The following is a 20,381-nucleotide window of genomic DNA, read 5'->3' as shown; positions in this document are numbered from 1 at the left end:
TCACTCCTTCGTCGGTTGCCGTGTCGGATGCTGCGCAGGGACGGACTCGGCGTTGCGGTCGACGGACAGGTAGACGTCCATGCCCACGGGGGAGCGCTGTTCCTCGGCGAGGTGGCCGAGGAGGCCGGCGGCCCGCGCCAGCAGGGCGAAACCGCGCAGCAGCCCGACGGGCAGACCGAGGTCGGCCAGGGCGGCACCGCACACACCGGCGCCGTTGAGCGGGAGGGTACGGCCGAGCACCTGCGGGTGGACCCGGCCGACGGCCTCGAACAGCCGCAGGTGGGGGCCCTTGTGACCGTTCTCCTCCGCGATCCTGAGCAGTACGGGGGTACGTGGGTCCTGGACCTTGTGCACGGGGTGTCCGAGCCCGGGGACGAGCCGCCGGCCGGCCCGGGCCGCCCGCACCGTCTCCAGGGCCAGCGCGTTCCAGCCCTCCTCGTCCACGTCGTCGGGCAGGCGCCCTTCGTGCCCGGCCACGACCTCGTGCAGGAAGGCGCCGCAGTCCTCGGTCACCCCGAGGAAGCGCGAGCCGCCGCCGAGCAGTCCCGCCGCGAGCGCGCCCTGCACGGAGTCGGGCGCGGACAGATAGGTGAGCCGGGCCGCGATCGCGGTCGGAGTGAAGCCGTGGTCGGCCAGAGCGACGAGCACGGCCTCGAAGACCCGCACCTCGCCGGGCTCGGGGCGGCGCTGGGTCACCAGCCACAGGGCCAGTTCGCCGAATCCGACCTGCCCCATGAGTTCGCCGGCCAGATCGTGGCCGAGCAGGGTGATGGTGCTGGTGTCGGACGTGCCCAGCGAGGTCGGATACCGCGGGGGCCGGCCGTTCGACGGGTGCTGCACGGTGGTGCTCCTCGGGAGGGGGAGGGGGGAAGCGGGGCGCCCGGTCGCGCGGGCCGCTCGATCACAGGGGACGCCCGCCGTGGGACCGCTCAGTCGCGCGGGCCCGCGAGCCAGGCGCGCAGGGCGGCGCCGTGCTCGTCCAGGCCCGGCGGAGGCAGTGCGTGGCGCGCCGGGGTGGCCGAGAACAGGACCGGGTGGCGTATGGACGGAACGGCCGCGTCCCCCTCGCCGACCAGGACCACCGGGTCGAGGCCGGCTTCCTCGGCGAAGGCGACGCCCTCGTCGATGGTGTTGATGGGCGCGCACGGCACGCCCGCGGCCAGCAGCTCGTGGAAGAGGTCCTTCTTCGTGCGGGTCGCCAGCCGCTCCACGAGCAGCGGCCGGAGCGCTTCGCGGTGGGCGGTACGGTCCTGGTTGCGGGCGAAACGCGGATCGGCCGGGAGGTCCGGCAGGTTCAGGACCTCGCACAGCCTGGCGAACTGGCCGTCGTTGCCGGCGATGACGACGAGTTCGCCGTCGGCCACCGGCAGCGGCTCATAGGGGAACAGGCTGGGGTGGGCGTTGCCCATCCGGTACGGGACCTCCCCGCCGGCCACGTAGGCGCTGGAGTGGTTGACCAGCCCGGACAGCGCCGAAGAGAGCAGGCTGACCTCGAGATGCTGTCCCGTGCCGGTCCGTTCGCGGTGGCGCAGCGCGGCGAGGATGCCGATCGTGGCGTGCATCCCGGTCATCACGTCGAAGACCGAGATGCCGGCCCGGTAGGGCGTGCCCTCCGGGTCGCCGGTCAGACTCATCAGACCGGAGATCGCCTGCACCATCAGGTCGTAGCCGGGCAGGGAGGGATCGGCCCGGGAGCCGAATCCGCTGATCGAGGCGTAGACGACGCCCGGGTTCACGTCCCGGACGGCCGGGTAGTCCAGGCTGAACCGGGCGAGTCCGCCCGGCTTGAAGTTCTCGATCACCACATCGGCGCGGGCGGCCAGTTCGCGCGCCAGCGCCGCGTCGGTCCCGTCCTTGAGATCCAGCGCCAGTGACCGCTTGTTGCGGTTGACGGCGAGGTAGTAGGTGGAGACGTCGCCGCGCACCGGCGGAAGCCAGCTGCGGGTGTCGTCACCCCCGGGGCTCTCCACCTTGATCACCTCGGCGCCCATGTCCCCGAGCAGCATGGTCGCGTACGGACCCGCGAGGATGCGCGAGAAGTCGGCCACCAGCAGTCCGTGCAGCGGCCCGCGAGGGCCGTCGTCACCGGACGGAGCAGTGTCGTCTGACATGCCTCAGCACTCTCCTTGTCCGCTCTGCGGACTTGCGTCCGTAGAACGGAGTCTCGGATCGCCGGGGCGGCGTGTCAAGCCCCGGGCCAGCGCCTCACGCCACCGGCGTCCGGGGGATCGCGCCGTACCGCGCGAAATCGGCGCTCACCTCGCCGGCGGCCTGCAGCAGCAACGGCAGGTACTCGTCCCGGAGCGTCTCCACCGAGGTCTCCGCCGCATGGACCGTGACGTTCATCGCCGCGATCACCCGCCCGTCGCAGTCCCGCAGCGGAGCGGCCACCGAGCGGATGCCCGCGGCCAGTTCCTGGTCGGTCAGCGCCCACCCCTGGGCGCGCACGTCCCGCAGGGTCTCCTCCAGTTCCGCACGGTCGAACCGGTGCCGCGGCTCGGCCCCGGACCTGGTCGGTTCGGCCAGCGCCCGGTCCAGCTCCGCCGGCTCGAGACCCGCGAGCAGCACCTTGCCCAGGGACGTCTGCGGAGCGGGGAAGCGGGTGCCGATGGAGACCGCCAGCGCGATGATCTTGGGTACGGCCACGCGCGCCACGTAGACGATGTCGGAGCCGTCCAGTTGCGCGACGGACGTCGACTCGTTGGTCCGGCCGACCAGGCGCTCCATATGGGGGCGCGCCACGCCCCACAGGCCCATGGACTGGACGTAGGTGAGTCCGAGTTCCAGGACCCGGGCGGTGAGGGCGAAGCCTCCGCCCGGCAGTGGACGCACGTACCCGAGCGCCTCCAGGGTCAGCAGGATCCGGCGCGCCGTCGGCCGGGCGAGACCGGTGGCCGCGGCCACCTCGCTCAGCGTCATGACGGGCGCGTGCGGGTCGAACGCCTTGATCACGTCGAATCCGCGGGCGATCGCCTCGATGAAGTTCGGGTCGTCGTCGCGACGAGACACGGCGGCTCCTGCTGTTCGGAGGTATGGGCACCACGAGGTGCCCGCACCGAGCCTAGCCGCCCCTGTACGGGTGTCCGCCGGGTGCCGCCGGACGGTGGCGACGGTCTTGTGCCGGACCCTTGACAGTCCCTTCGGCACGGATCCATCGTTACGCCACATCGAGGTGTTCGTTCCACGGACAATCGTCCGTATCGCGGTGAAGCCCGCACGACACCCTGCGCCACGAGTCGGAGGACGCAATGGACACGGCCGGCAGAGCGGACGGGTTCGACGGCGGAGCGCGGCGGGCACCTGTGGTGTTCCGCGGCGGAACCGTCCTGACCATGGACGACCGGGGGACCGTTCACCGGCAGGCCGACGTCCTCGTCGTCGGCGAGCGGATCGAAGCGGTCGGCCCGTCCCTGGCCGTTCCCGAGGGCACCACCGAGATCGACGCGGACGGCGGCATCGTCATGCCCGGCATGATCGACACGCACCGGCACATGTGGCAGACGGCCATGCGCGGCTACGGCGCCGACTGGACCCTGACGCAGTACTTCGTCTGGTACTACCTCGAGCACGGCAAGCACTTCCGGCCCGAGGACGTGTACGCGGGCAACCTGCTCTCGGCGATCGAGGCGCTCGACGCGGGTGTCACCACGACCGTCGACTGGTCGCACGGCCTGCAGACGGTGCAGCACGCGGACGCCGCCGTCGACGCCCTGGAGGAGGTTCCCGGACGGTTCGTCCTCGCCTACGGCAACATCCAGGCGGCGCCCTGGGAATGGTCGGCGGCGCCGGAGTTCCGCGCCTTCGTCGAACGCCGCTTCCGTGGCGGCGACATGCTCGGATTCCAGATGGCCTTCGACGTCACCGGCGACCCGGCCTTCCCCGAGAAGGCCGCCTTCGAGGTGGCCCGGGAACTGGGAGCACCGGTGACCACGCACGCCGGCGTGTGGGGCGCCACCAACGACGACGGCATCCGTCTGATGTACGAGCACGGCTTCATGAACCCCGACACCGTCTATGTGCACGCCGCCACCCTCGGCGCCGACGCCTACCACCGCATCGCGGCCACGGGCGGCTCCGTCTCGGTGTCCACCGAGAGCGAGCAGAGCTGTGGCCAGGGCTATCCGCCCACCTGGGCGCTGCGCGCGCACGGCATCCCCGTGTCCCTGTCCATGGACACCAGCGTGTGGTGGAGCGGGGACCTGTTCTCCGCGATGCGGTCCACCCTCGGCGCCGACCGGGCACGCGAACACCTCGACGCGCACGGCGGCGGCGACACCGTGACCCACGTCCACCTCCGGGCCGAACAGGTCGTACGGTGGGCGACCCGCGGCGGCGCGAAGGCACTCGGACTGGACGACACGGTGGGCAGTCTGGAGGCCGGGAAGAAGGCGGACGTCGTCCTGATCAAGAACGACCGCTCCCCGGTGATGTTCCCGCTGATCAACCCCTACGGCCACATCGCCTTCCAGGCCCAGCGCGCGGACGTGCACACGGTCGTGGTCGACGGACGCGTCGTCAAGTACGACCACCGGCTGGTCGGCATCGACCTCGCCAGGGCACGCCGGAGCGCCGAGGCGACGGTCGAGCACCTGCGGGGAAAGCTCGGCCCCGAGGCCTGGGAACACGGGATGAACCCCGACATCCCCGAGACGAAGATCCTGGACAACCCGTACACCTACACCGGCTACCGCAGCGCCACCACCCACGGAGGCTGACCCCCGCCCGGCCCCGGCGCGGAACGTACGCTGGATCCCCGTGGACAGCTGAGAAGCGGGTGATGTGCCGTGGGGCACGGTGGGAGGACGAGATGCGCATCGGGGAACTCGCCGCACGCTCCGGGGTCAGCGTCCGGTCCCTGCGCTACTACGAGGAACAGGGGCTGCTGACCAGTACCCGTAGCGCCGGCGGGCAGCGGCACTACGCGGACGACGAGGTGGAGCGGGTCGCGTTCATCCAGCGGCTGTACGCCGCGGGCCTGTCCAGCCGCACCATCGTCGAACTGCTGCCCTGCGTCGACGCGCCCAGCGAGGAGCACTCCGACGCCGCGCTGGAGCGGACGGCCGAGGAACGCGACCGGATCTCCGAGCACATCGCCGACCTCGCACGGACCCGGGACGCGCTCGACGCGCTGATGACCGTCGCCCGGGAGTACCGGGACAGCCTGCGTCCGGCACCCGTCGGCTGACCGGTGCGCCGTGTTCCTGGGTGCGGCCCACCCAGGACGAAGGGCGCGCGCGTGCCTGTCCTGCGGGCATGAAGCCTTCTGAGCTCGGTGGGTTTCTCCGTCCGGGGCGCGCTCGGATCGCCCCGGACGAGGTCGGCCTGCGCAGTACCGGACACCGCCGGGTCCCCGGCCCGAGGCGCGAGGAGGTCGCGCCGGCCGCCGACCGCCCGCAGGGCCGGTCCGCCGGGTTCAGAGCCCGGTGACCTTGCTGCTCGCCGACACGTCGTAGACCAGGCTGACGGTGCGCCGGCCGCCGGGGCCCAGCGGGATGTTCCAGCGGACGATGCCGTCCTCGTCGACCGCGTCGGGCGCCGGCGAGCAGGCGTCCCGGTGCAGGCGTACCTCCACCGCCGAGACCTCGGAGACGGGGATGCGCTCCCGCAGGACGATCACCCTGTCGTCCTCCTCGCCGGGGGCGGAGAACCTGGACAGGTGGAGCCGGACGGTCCGGGTGAGAACGGTCCGCTGGGTGATTCCGGCGGTCTCCCGGGTCTCCTCGGTCTGCCGCACGACCCGGTGGTCGTCCCGGCTGCCGAAGGCGAGATCGACGGGGGCACCGGGGGCGGTGAAGTCCAGGGTGCCGCGCCCGCCGAACCCGCTGATGCCGATGAGGTCGACCGGCCCGGCGAGCAGCGCGTGCCCGGACCGGTTGTCGAACCGCACCACCTGGCTGACCAGCGGCGACAGCTCGGGGGAGCAGGTGTACTCACTCCGCGCGGACGAGGTGAAGGAGGAGAGCGGAACACGATGGGCGCGGCCGTCCGCCGGCACGGAGACCGGCGCGGGGGAGTGGAGCACCCGTACCTCGCCGCCGTCGTCCACGCCCGGCAGCCCGAGAGTCGGGGCCGGGCCGAGTTCCGCGATCTCCTCCTCGCGCAGGCCGACATGGACGGTACGGCGCTCCGCGGCGGAGCGCTCGGTGAGCGTCAGCCGGTCCTCGCCGAGCCGCGGCGGCTGTGTCGCCGCGGCGGAGCGGGCGGTGGACAGGGTCAGCCGTACGTTCGACCAGTCCTCGCCGGTGCGCTGCCAGACGATCGCGTCCGTGTCCAGCGTGAGGTTCTGTCCGTCCAGCACGGCCCGGTAGGCGGGCCGCCACAGGGCGCACGGGGTGAGGTGGTGCACACGCAACTCGGCCTGCCCGTCGGCCGGGGAGTGGACGGTCAGCTCGACGTGGGCGGTCAGCTCCGCGGGCTCCGTCCCGTAGAGGGCCAGGGCCCGGTGCGCCTCGGAGAGTTCAGCGGCGAGGCCCGCCAACTGGGCCTCCACGGCGCGCAGTCGCTCACCGCAGGAGTCACGTTCGCCGTCCACCCGGTCCAGCTCCCGGGTCCAGCGGTCGCGTTCCGTCTCGCCCAGGCCGGCGCCCTCGGCGATGTCCCGCAGCAGGTCCGCGGCGACACGGCCGAGCAGTTCGCCCCGGGTGCGCAGCCGGTCGCGCCGCTGTTCCAGGGCCGACCGCTCCTCTTCCAGGGCTGCCACCCGGTGGCGCAGCGCGGAGTCGTCGTCGGCGGGCTCCGGCCCGCGCGGGGTCCAGCGGCGTACGATCCGCGCGTCGAGCACGGTCGCGGGAATGCCAGAGGTCAGCTCCGCGTGGAGGGTACGGTCGACGGCCGCCGCACCGACCGGCCCGAGGCGCAGTCGCCGGGTGCCGGCCTTCAGATCGAGCACGGCGGTCCGCTCCACATGGGCGCGGTCCTCCGTACAGGTGACGGCGGTGACGGGCAGGGCGATCAGGGGGATCGGCTCCGATGACGTAGACATGGCTGTGTCAGCTCCTGCGGTTGCCGCCGGTGAGGGCCTTGCCGGCCGGGATGCGGATCTCGTAGCCACCGTCGAGTGCGGCGGTGCCGCCGGGGGGCAGCTCGACCCGCCACAGACGCGTTCCCGGCGCGTGCCGCTCCGGGTCCTCGTCGTCCCCGGGCGCCGTCCAGTCGGCTCGTTCCTCGATCCGGACGTCCGCGTCGGAGGTGACGGGTACGCGCTCGCGGACTTCGACGCGGACGGGGACGGGGAGCCGGTTGGCCAGTTCCACGTGGATGCGGTGGTCGAGCACGGTGGTGTTGTTGCGCAGACCGGAGGTCGACTCGCGCAGATTCGTACGGCGGGTGACTCCGATGGCCTCCGCCGGTCCGAGTCCCACCCGGCATTCGCCGCCCGGGGCGAGCGTGGGCAGGGAGGCGGTCAGCAGGAACTCCCCGTCCACGGTCACCTCCACCGGCCCCGCCAGCAGGGCCTGTCCGGTGGCGTTGGAGAGCATCAGGGTCGCGTACACCGTCTGTTCCACGGACGGTACACAGATGTACTCGGTCCGCAGGCCGACGGGGATCTCGCCGACGGTGACGGTGTGCCAGGTACCGTCCGAGGGAATGTCGGCCCGTGCCGCGGAATCGAAACGGTGGTCGAAGGAACCGGCGGACTCGCGGGGCCGTACGGCGTGCCCGGGGAGCGGCAGCGCGGCCACCGTCTCGGCGCGGCGGCGGTACTCGGCGCTCACCGGGTCGACACCGGAGCCGGGGAACAGCCGGCCCCGACGGCCCCGCGGTTCGTCCGGTCCGCACAGGACGAGCCCGGAGTAGTCGAGCTCGGCGCTGTCCGGCTGCGGCGGCCCGGCCGCGGGCGCGGGCGGGACGGGAGCGGAGAGGCCCCCGGACATCTCGGGTTGCGGCGCTGCCCCGGGGGCCGCGGCGGCCACGGGCAGGGCGGCGCGGGCGGCGGGACCGCCGCGGGTCCGTGCCCCGGCGGGTGTCCGGGGCACGGACGGGGGAACGAGATCACCGCTGCCACGGGCCTGAGGAAAGGCGCCCACCGCGCCGCCGGGGGCCGGCGGCCCGCCGTAGCCCGCCGGTGCCGGCGGAGGGGGCAGCGGCGGTGGAACGGGACCGGACGGAGCGCCGGCCCCGACGAGCGAGGGCGCGGTGTCCCGGTCCGGCCGGGGGCCCGCCGCGTCGTAGCCGGCGAAGAGACCGTCCAGTCCCGCCGGGTGCGCACGCCAGCCCGAGGGCGTGGGGGCGGGCTGGCTGCGTCCGATGCGGACCGAGCGGAGCCGGGGCAGATCCGTGCGGCGGCGCAGGTCGGCGGTGGCCAGGGCGATCCGTACCCCGGTCCAGTCCTCGCCCGTGCGCTGGGCCACCGAGGCCCGCAGCACCAGGCGTCCGCCTTCGTCCCCCTGACGGTGCGTGAGACGGTAGGCGGGCACCCAGACGGCACCGGGCACCCCGTACTCCACCTCCACCTCCACCTCCATCTCCGCCTCGCCCGTGCCGTCCAGCGTCAGGACCGCGTCGAACGAGGTGGCCACATGCGCGGCGGGCGCATCGGTGGAGGCGCGGGAGAGCCGGTCCACCGCGACCGCGAGTTCGTGCTCGCACCGGCGCAGTTCCTCCTCCAGCGCGCGCAGCCCGCTCTGGAGTCCGGTCAGACGCGCGTCGACGAAATCGGAGAGTTCCAGCCACGCGTCGACCGGCGTACGGCGGTGCGGATCGTCGCGCTTGCGGGTCGGCGGCACCGGACGCAGCGCACTGATCTCCTCGATCACGGTCAGCTGACGGTCCCGGCGACCCTGTGCGGCCGCGCAGTCGTCACGCAGCCGCTCCACGTCGCGCAGCAAGGTGTCGGAGCGGTCCGTGTCGCGCGGCTGGGCCTCGACCTCCATCCGGGCCCCGGTGACCCGCACCCCCGACGCGCCGACCACACGGGCCCGCAACGAGTCCGGGTCCAGCGACCGGGGCAGTCCCGTCACCCGTATCTGTCCGCCCGCCGGCACCCTGCCCCGGGCCAGCCGGCGGCAGAGCGCGCCCTGCGCGTACACCACCACCGAGTCGAGTGCCGACGCCCACTTCGGGACCGTCCCAGCCGTCATGTGCTCCCCCACCCAGCCACCGTGTCCGTGCCGAGGGCAGCCTACGCCGTGGCATGTCACTGATCGTGCGGGATCCCGGCACCTCGGCGTTCTTGCCGCGGTGCCGCAGGGAACAACACCACCGACGTGACGGGCGCGACGCGTCGGACGGCGGGTGGACCGAGGTCCGTGCGAGCACCGACAGGACAGCGTCCTGGCCGAACCGCCACCCCCGCCGGCCCCCCTCGGGTCACCAGACGAGGCACCAGTAGACGCCATGGTGCCCGATGCCGACACGGCTGCTCCGCGGAAGCAGACGGGGGTCCGGCCGGCCTGCGGCCGCCATGGAGCACGTGACATCACCGACCGTACCGGTGGCGGCCATCCGCCGGGCGGCCTCGGTCGCGGCCGCCGAGGTGTACCACTGGGTGGTCTTCGGCTCGTCGCCGCCGGCCGTGGGTGTCGGCGTCTTGTGCGGTCGATGAGGTGACGCGGACGCGGGCGCGGATACGGACGGCGGAGCGGGTGAAACCGGTGTGGACGGCCTGGCGGGCGGCGGCGGTACGGGCCCGGGGGGAACCGGTGGTGGCGTCGTCGGTGCCCTGGTGGGTGAGGGTGGGGCCGGGCGCGACGGATGCTGTGCCGTGAGGGACGGTGCCGGGGGCTTCGGCCCTGTGGGCCGGGCGGGTGACGGCGTCGATACCGGTCCCGTCCGAGGGGTGGGCCCTGCCGATTCCCCGGCCGACGCACCTGTGGCGCTCGGCCGGATGGCGGGCTTGTGGCTGCGCGGTGCCGTCCCGGCTGTGGGCCTGTGGCTCGGCGGCAGCTGCTGGGCCGTCGGCTGCTGGGCCGGCGGTACAAGCTGGGCCGTCGGCGTCTGTGGCTGTGGTTCCGGCTCGGCCGTCAGGGGACGGGTCGGTGGTGCCAACCGCGTTGCCTGCCCCTGGCCCGGTGGTTCCGGCTGGGGCGGCCGCGGGGTGGCCGGCTGACGGGGGCGGGACGTCGGCCCGGGCGAGAGGGAAAGCGCCGGCGTCGGCGTCTGCCCTCCGGCGCTCGACGGCTGTGGGCCGAAGGTCCACGACGGCAGCGGGTTCAGAGTCGGCAGGGACAGGTCGGTCGAGGCCGAGGGGGTGGGACCGGGGCTGCCGCCGTCCTGCGCGACCAACAGCCACACCCCGACGCCGCCGAGGACGAGCACAGCGGCACCGCCTGCGACCCAGGGGGCCCGCCGGGCTTGGCGTCGGTGACGATTCATGGTCTCACTGTCCTACGCCTCCCGGCGGGGCGCCTGTCGCGTCGTCTGGAAGTTGTGCTTTCCCTCCGCTTCTGCCGTCCGTCCGGGTGACACGCACAGGTCCGGGGCAGCCGGTCCCCGGCTGCCCCGACCTCGCGGCACCGCACCGACGACGGGGCGCCGCCGTCCGACTCCGGCTTTGGTCAGTTGTTGATGTCCCTGTTGAACTCCTCGGTGCACGCGTCACGTTCGCTCTTCGTGTCGGCGTGACGGACACAGTCGTCGAAGTCCTTGAACTCGTCCGAATTGAGAATCGATGCGCCGATCGCGATGATCACCACGGATGCGATGACTCCCAGCGCACCCAGCACCGCGCCCACGACCGACATCGTGCCGTGCGGGGCTCGGCCGCCCCGTGCCCTGCGTGCGCCGATGATGCCGAAGATCAGTGCCAGCAGGCCGAGCACCACACCGCCGATGACGGTCCAGAACAGGATGACCGCCAGGATGCCGAGAATCAGCGCGGCGACAGCCAGTCCGTTGTTCCGGTGCGCACCTGTGTCCGGATGCGCCCGCATGGAGTCGGCTCGCGTCGGGGGTTGTTCCGGGGAGGACATGCCATCACACTCATCTCTGCTTCTGCTCGGGTGAGTTGCCGTACGGGCCGATTGCCCCGAGACCGGCGGTGAATGCCTCCGTGACGGCCTGTCCTACCCGGCCCGGGTACTCTCCGCGCTCCCGGCCGACGGGGCCGTGGTGTTCGGGGCGGACCGCGGACGGACCAGGCGCGACAACGTCAGAGCGCCCGGCCCGAAGAAGACCAGGAGGAGGAAACCCCAGCAGAACAGCGCCGGGGCCAGCCCGCCGTTCTGCAGAGGAAAGACCCCGTCCTTCTGGTGTTCGGTGAAGTACGCGAACGCCATGGCTCCCGAGCTGAGGAACGACGCACCGCGGGTCGCGACCCCCACGAGAACGAGGACGCCGCAGACGAGTTCGATCACACCGGCGTACCAGAACGGCCAGTCACCCGCGGGGCTGGCCTCCCTGTCCAGGACACCGAAGAGCGTGGCGGCGCCCTCACTGGCGAACAGCAGGCCGATGACGATACGGAACAGCCCCAGAACGAGAGGCTGATGACCGGCGAGCCGGTCGCTCAGGCGGGTGGTGCTCATCGCTGCCTACTCCTTGCACGATCCGTGCGACGCACAGTGGGCCCGCCCGGGCGAGCGGCCCTCTGCCACTTCTGTACGCGCGCGGTGCTCCGACCGTTCAGCCGGCCCGCTCACCGGCCGGAACCGGCTGTCCGGAGGGGCCGGAATGCCTGGACCGCGTCGTTCCCATGGCCCATTATGACGCTGTCATGACAGCCCATTTCGTGTGACGACGATGGGGAAGGTGACCGTGCGCGACTCCTTGGCCAAGGCAATTCTCACCACCGTCCTTCTGCTGGCGCCCTTGGTGCCGGGCCCCGCGGCGGCGGTGCCGCGGGAAACCGCCTCCGGCACGGAAGTCGCCGCCGTGGACGACTGGACGGCGCCGCTCAGCACGCGGGGCCGCTGGATCGTCGATGCGGACGGTGACCGGTTCAGACTCCGGTCCGGCAACTGGCATGGTGCCAGCGGCACCTGGAACGGCAGCGGCAGCGCGGACGAGGACGCCAACCACCACGCGGGGGAGAACTCCCACCGGATACCGCTCGGCCTCGACCGCGCCCCCATGACCGAGATCATCGCGGGCTTCCAGGAGATCGGCATCAACAGCGTCCGGCTGCCCTTCTCCAACGAGATGATCCACGACACCCTTCCCGTCACCGACGACGCCGTCGCCGCCAACCCCGCCCTCAGGGGGAGCACCCCGCTCCAGGTCTACGATGCCGTGGTCCGCGCACTCACCGATGCGGGCCTTGCGGTGATCCTCAACAACCACACCAACACGACCCGTTGGTGCTGCGGAGTCGATGGAAACGAGCGCTGGAACACGAGTCGGTCCACGGGGGCCTGGGAGAGCGACTGGCTCTTCATGGCCGCCCGCTACCAGAAGAACAAGCGCGTTGTGGGCGCTGATCTCTACAACGAGGTCCGCCGCAATATCTGGGACGACCCCAACTGGGGCCTCGGCGACAACCACGACTGGTTCACCGCCTCCCAGCGCGTCGGCGACCGCATCCTGACCGAGGCCAACCCCGACCTCCTCATCATCGTCGAGGGCATCAACTGGACCGGCATCCCCGTCGACGGATTCGCGCACGGACGCCCCACGCTGGAACCCGTGCGTGCGCTGTCCCACACCCTCGTCGACTCGGGCAAACTCGTGTACTCCGCCCACTTCTACGGCTACACCGGCCCGAACCACAGTGGTGCCACCGGGATCGGCGAGACCACCGACCCCCGTTACCAGGACCTTTCCCCCGGCGAACTGATCGCCGTGCTCGACCGCCAGGCATTCTTCGTCACCGCGGAACGGGACCGGCACTTCACCGCCCCCGTCTGGATCAGTGAGTTCGGTGCCGGCGGGCGGGAGGAGACGGGCGTCGCACAACGAGCCTGGTTCGAGAACTTCGTCGACCATCTGGTCCGCACCGACGCCGACTTCGCGTACTGGCCGCTCGTCGGGTGGCACGAGAACCGCAGGGGCAACGGCTGGGCGCTGTTGCACTGGGATGCCGCGGGCCGCCGGATGGGTGTCCTCGACGGTGACGACTGGCGGGCCGGGGCATGGACCCGGCTCGTCCGCAGCGGCGGCCGCACCGGACAGATCGCCCCCGTGGCCAACTGGTCGATGCTCAGCCCCGACCACAGCGACTTCGTCGCCTCCCGCCGCATGCGCGCCCTGCCCGACTGGGACTCCGGAGCACGCAAGGCGGCATGCCCCGACGGGGAGCGCCTCCTCGGCATCAGCCACACGGGCAACCGTGGACTGTGCTCGGACGTGACCGCCGGACACCTGTGGGACCCGGCCGGACGGCACGAAGTGGTCAGGGACGAACGGCATGTCCCGCCGGGCGGTGACTGGGCATCCGGGTACACCAAGCTGCAGTGTCCCGTGGGGCATTTCCTCAGCGGTTACAGCGTTCGCGGCGCCGCCGTCTCGGCCGCTCTGTGCGCGAAGGCCGCACCCGGAGAGGTCGCCGGAACGAGCGGTCGCACGGTCTGGTTCGACCGGAGTGACAACAGGGGAACCGACCCCAAGGGCGGCGACTTCGCACAGGGGCACTACAAGGGACAGTGCGCGGACGACGAGTACGCCGCCGGAATCGCCTTCACCGGCCGCATCGGCTCCTTCCGCACCCCGGATGCCCTGTACTGCCGGACACTCGGCTGATCGGGTCCCGCGCATACGGGGCGTGCGGCCTCGGGGACGCCGTCGGCACCCGCGCCACGCCGAAGACCGACGGGAGCGGCGGAACCGGCACCGCGCGCCTCTGCCCTCGCACGGGTTCGCACAAGGGATCACAATGGACAAAGGACCGCGGCGGCCTCGTGGGAAGGCGTGATGATGCACGACAACGCCGAGAACGAAGAGGAACCCGTCGAGGAAGTCGACGAGTACGACGGTGAACCCGATGGCGAGGAGGTCGAGGACACCGACGAGTACGCCGAGTCCCTGCCGCACGTCCAGGGGGCGGACCCCGACGTCTTCCTCGACGTCCCCATGTTGAAGGTCGATGAGATCGACCTGGATGTCGAGAACCTGCGGGCGCATGTCTCGCTGCAGGCCGAGGTGCTGGATCTGCTGAAGCTGAATGTGGGCGCCGACGTCGCGCTCGGCCGGGTACACCTGGGGATCTCGGGCGTGGAGGCACAGGCGCAGCTCAAGGTTCGCCTGGACAATGTCGCACTGATCATCAACCGGGTGCTCACCACGCTCGACCGCAACCCGGAACTGTTGCGGGAGGTGGCGCGGGGGGTCGGTTCCGCCGTCCAGGACATCGGTGGCGGAGCCCGTCAAGCCGTGGGCGAGCTGGGCACGGGCGCCGGAACGGCCGTCCGGGACGTGGGCCGGGGTGCCGGGACCGCGGTGCAGGACGTGGGCCGGGGCGCCGGGACCGCGGTGCGGGACGTGGGCCGGGGTGCCGGCTCGGTGGTGGAGGACGTCGGCCGCGGGGCGGGCGAGGCTGTCCAGGAGGTGGGTGGCGCCACCGGACGGGCGGTGGAGGCTGTCGGCGACGAGGCGGGCCAGGCCGCCGGGCAGACCATCGAGCAGGTGGGCGGTGCCGCCGGAAGGGTGGTCGACCAGGCCGCGGGCGTGACCGAAGCGGCGGGCCGGACCGCGGCGGAGGGTGTCGACGCCGTGGCGGACGTCCCGCCCACCACGGACGCCACCGGCACCGCGGGCGGAACCGTACCTGCCGCCGGACGGAGTACGCCGCGCAGGACCGCGGAGCGCGACCGGACCACGGCGGCCCCCCGCGGTCAGACCGGCACCCGACCCCGCCGCGCACGTGCCAAGGACGGAAAACTGCCCCCGCGGCCCAGTCGCCGCCGTGCCGCCGAGGAGCGGAAGGAGCCGCCCTGAACGTCGGGCACGGGACCGCTGGACCCGGCGTGGGACATCACGTTCGGGTCGACGGTCCACTGCGAGCGGCTTCGCTTCACCGAGGAGCCCAGGACCTCCGTCCGCTTTCCCGGCGCCGGGAAGCGTGAGTCGACGAGCCACAGTGACCGCACGCACCTTCCCGACCGGGTCTCTTCCGGCCGGGACTACCGCGATGTCACCGTTGCCTACCGCCTCGCGACGCGGCTCACCGGCGAGCCGGCGGACGGATGGAGCGGTGACGCCGGCGCGGACGGGTGACGAACCGCGCGGCGCGGTGACATCGATGCCGGGGCACTTTGTCTCACGCGTGGAAAAAGATGAGGGAGGGGGCGCGAAAGGGGTTACGCGTTCGCGTGAGGCCCGCTAACTTCCTTGAAATGAACCGGTCATGAACCCGTTCGGGTGAAGGCACCGGTGCTCGACGGCGCGACGGCGCGCGCCCGGACTCGTCACGGCAGGCCCCCGGGCCGCCGCACCTCCCCACAGTCCTGGAGATTGCTGTGCGCACGAGACCGCCCGGACACAGACGTGTCCGCACCCTGCTGACCGCCGTTGTGTGCGCGTGGGCCCTGGCGCTTCCCACGGGCCCCGTCGCCGCTGCCCCCGCATCCGCCCCGGCGGGACCCGGCGGCGCCGCCGGGGCCGCGGCAGCCGAGGACTTCCAGCAGGTCACTCTCGCCAAGGGCGTCGCCGAGATGGGCGAACCCATGACGCTGGCCGTCCTGCCGGACCGCTCGGTACTGCACACCTCGCGCGACGGCACCCTGCGACGGACCGACGCGGCCGGCACCACCACCGTGGCGGGCACACTGGACGTCTACAGCCATGACGAGGAAGGCCTGCAGGGCGTCGCCGTCGACCCCGCCTTCACCGCCAACCGCTTCGTCTACCTCTACTACGCTCCCCGGTCGGACACCCCGGCCGGCGACGCACCGGCCGACGGGACGCCGTCCGACTTCGCACGGTTCGACGGCGTCAACCGGCTGTCCCGGTTCGTGCTGAGGGCGGACGGAACCCTGGACCCCGGCAGCGAGAAGAGAATCCTCGACGTGCCCGCCTCCCGCGGCCTGTGCTGTCACGTAGGCGGCGACATCGACTTCGACGCGGCCGGCAACCTCTATCTGTCGACGGGTGACGACACCAACCCCTTCGCCTCGGACGGCTACACCCCCACCGACGAGCGGGCCTCGCGCAACCCCGCCTACGACGCCCAGCGGTCCTCGGGCAACACCAACGACCTGCGCGGCAAGATCCTGCGCATCAAGGTGAACCCCGACGGGACGTACGGCATCCCGGCGGGCAACCTCTTCGCACCCGGCACCGCCAGGACCCGGCCCGAGATCTACGCCATGGGCTTCCGCAACCCCTTCCGGATGAGCGTGGACAAGGCGACGGGGACCGTGTACGTCGGTGACTACGGCCCCGACGCGGGCACCGCCAACGCCTCCCGCGGCCCCGCCGGCCAGGTCGAGTTCAACCGGATCACCACGGCGGGCAACTTCGGCTGGCCGTACTGCACCGGCAGGAACAACGCCTACGTCGACCACGACTTCGCCTCCGGCGCCACGGGGGCGGCGTTCAACTGCGCGGCGCCGAGGAACACGTCCCCGCGCAACACCGGCCTGACCGACCTGCCCCCCGCCCAGCCCGCCTGGATCCCCTACGACGGCGGCTCCGTCCCGGAGTTCGGCAACGGATCCGAGTCACCCATGGGCGGCCCCGTCTACCGCTACGACGCCGGCTCCCCCTCCGAGGTGAAGTTCCCGGCCGAGTACGACGGCGACTTCTTCGCCGGCGAGTTCGGCCGCCGCTGGATCAAGCGGATCGAGGCCGGCGGCGACGGGACCGTGCAGTCGATCAACTCCTTTCCCTGGAGCGGCACCCAGGTGATGGACATGGCGTTCGGCCCCGACGGCGCGCTCTACGTCCTCGACTACGGCACCGGCTACTTCAACGGCGACGCCAACTCCGCTCTGTACCGCATCGAGCACGTGACCGGCGGGCGCGCCCCGGTGGCCCAGGCCAGGGCGAGCAGCACCTCCGGCGGCGCACCCCTCACCGTCACCTTCTCATCCGCCGGAACCTCCGACCCGGACGGCGACGCGCTCACCTACGCCTGGGCCTTCGGCGACGGCGCCACCTCCACGGCCGCCGACCCGTCCCACACCTACACCGTCAACGGCCAGTACACCGCGACCCTGAAGGTCACCGACTCCACCGGCAGATCCGCCACGGCCTCCGTCCCGATCACCGTCGGCAACACCGCCCCGACCGTACGGCTCGACACACCCGCCGACGGACGCATCCACGACTTCGGCGCCGCCATCCCGTTCGAGGTGACGGTCACCGACCCGGAGGACGGCACGATCGACTGCGCCAGGGTGAAGGTCACCTTCATCATCGGACACGACAGCCACGGGCACCCGCAGACCTCGGCCACCGGCTGCACCGGCACCCTGCAGACCCTGGCGGACGGTGAACACGACCCCAACGCCAACATCTTCGGCGTCATCGACGCCGAGTACACCGACCGGGGCGCGAACGGACAGCCCGCGCTGACCGCTCACGACCAGCACATCACCCAGCCCAGCCACCGTCAGGCAGAGCACTACGGCGACTCCGCAGGGGTACAGATCATCAACCACGCACCCGCGCACGGCGGCAGGACGGTCGGCGAGATCCACAACGGTGACTGGATCTCCTTCTCGCCCTACAGCCTCGGCGACGCCACCGGCTTCACCGCCCGCGTCTCCTCCGGCGGCAGCGGCGGCACCCTCGAGGTCCGCGCGGGTTCCCCGGCCGGAACCCTGCTCGGCACGGCCACCGTGCCGAGCACCGGCGGCTGGGAGACCTTCCAGGACGTCACGGCCTCCCTGACCGACCGGCCGGCCGGGTCCACCACCCTCTACCTCGTCTTCCGGGGCGGCAGCGGCGCCCTGTTCGACGTCGACGAGTTCTCCTTCACCACCTCCACCGGCGGCGGCCCCCGTACGGGTGAGGTGAAGGGGGTGGGTGGTAAGTGTCTGGACGTGGACAACGCGGGGACGGCGGATGGTACGGAGGTGCAGATCTGGACGTGCAACGCGTCGGCGGCGCAGCGTTGGACGGTGGCGGACGACGGTGCGTTGCGGGCGTTGGGGAAGTGTCTGGACGTTTCCGGTGGGGGGAGTGCGGACGGTACCCGGATCCAGTTGTGGACGTGCAACGGCACGGGTGCGCAGAAGTGGGCGGCCCAGCCCGACGGTACGGTGCGCAATCCTCAGTCGGGCAAGTGTCTGGACGCCTCGGGCGGTACGTGGAACGACGGGACGCCGGTCCATCTGTGGGCCTGCCACACCGGACCCAACCAGCAGTGGACCCTGCCGTAGCCAAGGAGGCGACCGACGATGCGCACCCTGCTCAAGACGGCGCTCGGCCTGTGTGCCGGAGCCATGCTCTGCCTGACCCCCCAGGCCACGGCCCAGCCCGGCGCCGCACCGGCCCCCGACCGTGCCGCTCACGCCCCGCACCGCACGGCCGGCGCGGCGGCCGACCCCGCGTACCGGATCCTCGTCTTCTCCCGGACGGCGGGCTTCCGCCACTCCTCGATCGATGAGGGCATCACGGCGCTGCGCGACCTCGGAGCGGCGAACAACTTCACCGTCACCGCCACCGAGGACCCCACGGCCTTCACCACCGCCAACCTGGCCCAGTACCGGACCGTGGTGTTCCTGTCGACCACGGGAGACGTCCTGGGCCCCGCCCAGCAGACGGCCTTCGAGCAGTACCTGGGCGCGGGCGGCGGGTACGTCGGTATCCACGCCGCCGCCGACACCGAGTACGACTGGCCCTTCTACGAAGGACTGGCGGGCGCCCTCTTCCAGTCCCACCCCGCCATCCAGCCCGCGACCGTCAGGGCCGAGGACCGGGCGCACGACGCCACCGCGCACCTGGGCCGCACCTGGCAGCGCACCGACGAGTGGTACAACTACCGCACCAACCCCCGCACCACGGCCCATGTCCTGGCGTCACTGGACGAGTCCAGCTACTCCGGCGGCAGCATGTCCGGCGACCACCCGATCGCCTGGTGCAAGGACTACGCGGGTGGCCGGGCCTTCTACACCGGCGGCGGCCACACCGAGGAGTCCTACGCCGACCCCGCCTTCCGCAGGCATCTGCTCGGAGGCATCCGCTGGGCCGCCGGCACGACCCGGGCCGACTGCCGCCCGGAGACCGGCTACACCTCCCTGTTCGACGGCACCTCCACGACTGGCTGGAAGCAGGCGGGCCCCGGCGGCTTCACCCTGACCGACGGCTCCCTCACCTCGCACGGCGGACTGGGCATGCTCTGGTACGACGCCAGGGAGTTCACCGGCGACTACTCGCTGAAGCTGGACTGGAAGCTGAGTGGTGACGACAACTCCGGCGTCTTCGTCGGCTTCCCCGCGTCCGACGACCCGTGGTCCGCGGTGGACAACGGCTACGAGATCCAGATCGACGCCACCGACGCGGCCGACCGCACCACGGGTGCCGTGTACGGATTCCGCTCCGCCGACCTGACCGCACGCGACGCCGCGCTCAATCCGCCGGGGGAGTGGAACACGTACGAGATCCGGGTCACCGGGGAGCGGCTCGAGATCTTCCTCAACGGCCGGAAGATCAACGACTTCACCAACACGGACCCGGCGCGCAGCCTGAGGCAGGGCCACATCGGACTCCAGAACCACGGTGACGGCGACGAGGCGGCCTTCCGCAACATCCGGATCAAGCAGTCCGGAGCCCCGACGGATCCCCGTACGGGTGAGGTGAAGGGGGTGGGTGGTAAGTGTCTGGACGTGGACAACGCGGGGACGGCGGATGGTACGGAGGTGCAGATCTGGACGTGCAACGCGTCGGCGGCGCAGCGTTGGACGGTGGCGGACGACGGTGCGTTGCGGGCGTTGGGGAAGTGTCTGGACGTTTCCGGTGGGGGGAGTGCGGACGGTACCCGGATCCAGTTGTGGACGTGCAACGGCACGGGTGCGCAGAAGTGGGCGGCCCAGCCCGACGGTACGGTGCGCAATCCTCAGTCGGGCAAGTGTCTGGACGCCTCGGGCGGTACGTGGAACGACGGGACGCCGGTCCATCTGTGGGCCTGCCACACCGGACCCAACCAGCAGTGGACCCTGCCCTGACGACCGCCGCGCCCGCCGCCGCCCACCCCGCCGGAGCGGCGGGGTGGGCGGGCCCACTCCGGCTGACAAGCGTGTCGACGGGAGAACGGGGAACGCGTTCCCACACGAACAGCCGGTACGGCGTTCCCCACCCCCTCAGGAGGTCTCCATGATGGTCGTCGGCATCATCGCTGTCTGCGTGGTCATCGCCGTCCTCGCATTTCTTCTCCCACGATTCTCGCGGCACCCGCAGAACGGAGCGCAACGCACCCTCGGCTTCGGCTCCCGGGCCGGGTCCAGGGCTCCGGGCCCGCTCGGACGCTGGTTCAGCAAACCCTTCCGGTCGAGCTCGCGCGCGGTCGGCCGCAGCGGCTCCGCGGGCAGGCGGGCACGCGGCAAGCTTCCGTTCTGACGTCCTGG

14 protein-coding genes are annotated in these 20,381 nt (G+C 72.0%); 7 read left to right on the top strand and 7 right to left on the bottom strand.

The window, feature by feature from the left end; genetic code table 11:
• The 3 genes from ACIF9R_RS13910 to ACIF9R_RS13900 all read right to left on the bottom strand — a co-directional run bounded on the left by ACIF9R_RS13910 (position 1) and on the right by ACIF9R_RS13900 (position 3,009).
• Positions 1-840 carry a citryl-CoA lyase gene (locus ACIF9R_RS13910; RefSeq protein WP_399978729.1) on the bottom strand — a complete coding sequence of 280 codons (840 nt, stop codon included), beginning with the start codon at positions 838-840 and terminating at the stop codon, positions 1-3.
• A gap of 89 nt (positions 841-929) precedes the next feature.
• Positions 930-2,111 (bottom strand): CaiB/BaiF CoA transferase family protein, encoded by a 1,182-nt coding sequence (locus tag ACIF9R_RS13905; RefSeq protein WP_399978727.1) that lies wholly within the window; start codon positions 2,109-2,111, stop codon positions 930-932.
• A 94-nt stretch (positions 2,112-2,205) separates the two neighbouring features.
• Entirely contained in the window at positions 2,206-3,009 is an 804-nt protein-coding gene (locus ACIF9R_RS13900) for an IclR family transcriptional regulator C-terminal domain-containing protein (protein ID WP_399978724.1), read from the bottom strand.
• Between the two features lie 239 nt (positions 3,010-3,248).
• Between ACIF9R_RS13900 and ACIF9R_RS13895 the strand changes: the two genes are divergently transcribed.
• Together ACIF9R_RS13895 and ACIF9R_RS13890 are read left to right on the top strand one after the other, a co-directional pair.
• Complete coding sequence (locus ACIF9R_RS13895; protein ID WP_399978721.1) at positions 3,249-4,715, top strand: amidohydrolase family protein; 1,467 nt, start codon at positions 3,249-3,251, stop codon at positions 4,713-4,715.
• Between the two features lie 92 nt (positions 4,716-4,807).
• Entirely contained in the window at positions 4,808-5,185 is a 378-nt protein-coding gene (locus ACIF9R_RS13890) for a MerR family transcriptional regulator (protein WP_399979103.1), read from the top strand.
• A 228-nt stretch (positions 5,186-5,413) separates the two neighbouring features.
• Here the strand turns inward: ACIF9R_RS13890 and ACIF9R_RS13885 are convergent, their stop codons facing one another.
• The 4 genes from ACIF9R_RS13885 to ACIF9R_RS13870 all read right to left on the bottom strand — a co-directional run bounded on the left by ACIF9R_RS13885 (position 5,414) and on the right by ACIF9R_RS13870 (position 11,465).
• A complete protein-coding gene (locus tag ACIF9R_RS13885) occupies positions 5,414-6,982 on the bottom strand; it encodes a mucoidy inhibitor MuiA family protein (protein ID WP_399978719.1) in 1,569 nt (522 codons plus the stop codon).
• 7 nt (positions 6,983-6,989) lie between these two features.
• Complete coding sequence (locus ACIF9R_RS13880) at positions 6,990-9,080, bottom strand: DUF4139 domain-containing protein (protein WP_399978716.1); 2,091 nt, start codon at positions 9,078-9,080, stop codon at positions 6,990-6,992.
• A gap of 1,416 nt (positions 9,081-10,496) precedes the next feature.
• The gene (locus ACIF9R_RS13875; protein WP_399978713.1) at positions 10,497-10,910 is read right to left on the bottom strand and encodes a DUF4190 domain-containing protein; all 414 of its coding nucleotides are present in this window, start codon (positions 10,908-10,910) and stop codon (positions 10,497-10,499) included.
• Between the two features lie 93 nt (positions 10,911-11,003).
• Entirely contained in the window at positions 11,004-11,465 is a 462-nt protein-coding gene (locus ACIF9R_RS13870) for a DoxX family protein (protein ID WP_399978710.1), read from the bottom strand.
• 214 nt (positions 11,466-11,679) lie between these two features.
• On the opposite strand from ACIF9R_RS13870, the gene ACIF9R_RS13865 reads away from it, so the two are divergent.
• The 5 genes from ACIF9R_RS13865 to ACIF9R_RS13845 all read left to right on the top strand — a co-directional run bounded on the left by ACIF9R_RS13865 (position 11,680) and on the right by ACIF9R_RS13845 (position 20,373).
• Entirely contained in the window at positions 11,680-13,614 is a 1,935-nt protein-coding gene (locus ACIF9R_RS13865) for a glycoside hydrolase family 5 protein (protein WP_399978707.1), read from the top strand.
• A 171-nt stretch (positions 13,615-13,785) separates the two neighbouring features.
• Positions 13,786-14,808, top strand: a complete 1,023-nt coding sequence (locus ACIF9R_RS13860) for a hypothetical protein (RefSeq protein ID WP_399978704.1) — start codon at positions 13,786-13,788, stop codon at positions 14,806-14,808.
• Between the two features lie 521 nt (positions 14,809-15,329).
• A complete protein-coding gene (locus ACIF9R_RS13855; protein ID WP_399978701.1) occupies positions 15,330-18,197 on the top strand; it encodes a lectin in 2,868 nt (955 codons plus the stop codon).
• Between the two features lie 18 nt (positions 18,198-18,215).
• A complete protein-coding gene (locus ACIF9R_RS13850; RefSeq protein WP_399978700.1) occupies positions 18,216-19,982 on the top strand; it encodes a lectin in 1,767 nt (588 codons plus the stop codon).
• 148 nt (positions 19,983-20,130) lie between these two features.
• Complete coding sequence (locus ACIF9R_RS13845) at positions 20,131-20,373, top strand: DUF6411 family protein (RefSeq protein ID WP_399978697.1); 243 nt, start codon at positions 20,131-20,133, stop codon at positions 20,371-20,373.
• Positions 20,374-20,381: the final 8 nt, after the last annotated feature.

The organism is Streptomyces sp. NPDC086080 (assembly GCF_044540255.1).
GTDB lineage: Bacteria > Actinomycetota > Actinomycetes > Streptomycetales > Streptomycetaceae > Streptomyces.
The sequence above is the reverse complement of the archived record's forward strand: the minus strand, read 5'-3'. Positions and strand labels throughout refer to the sequence as shown.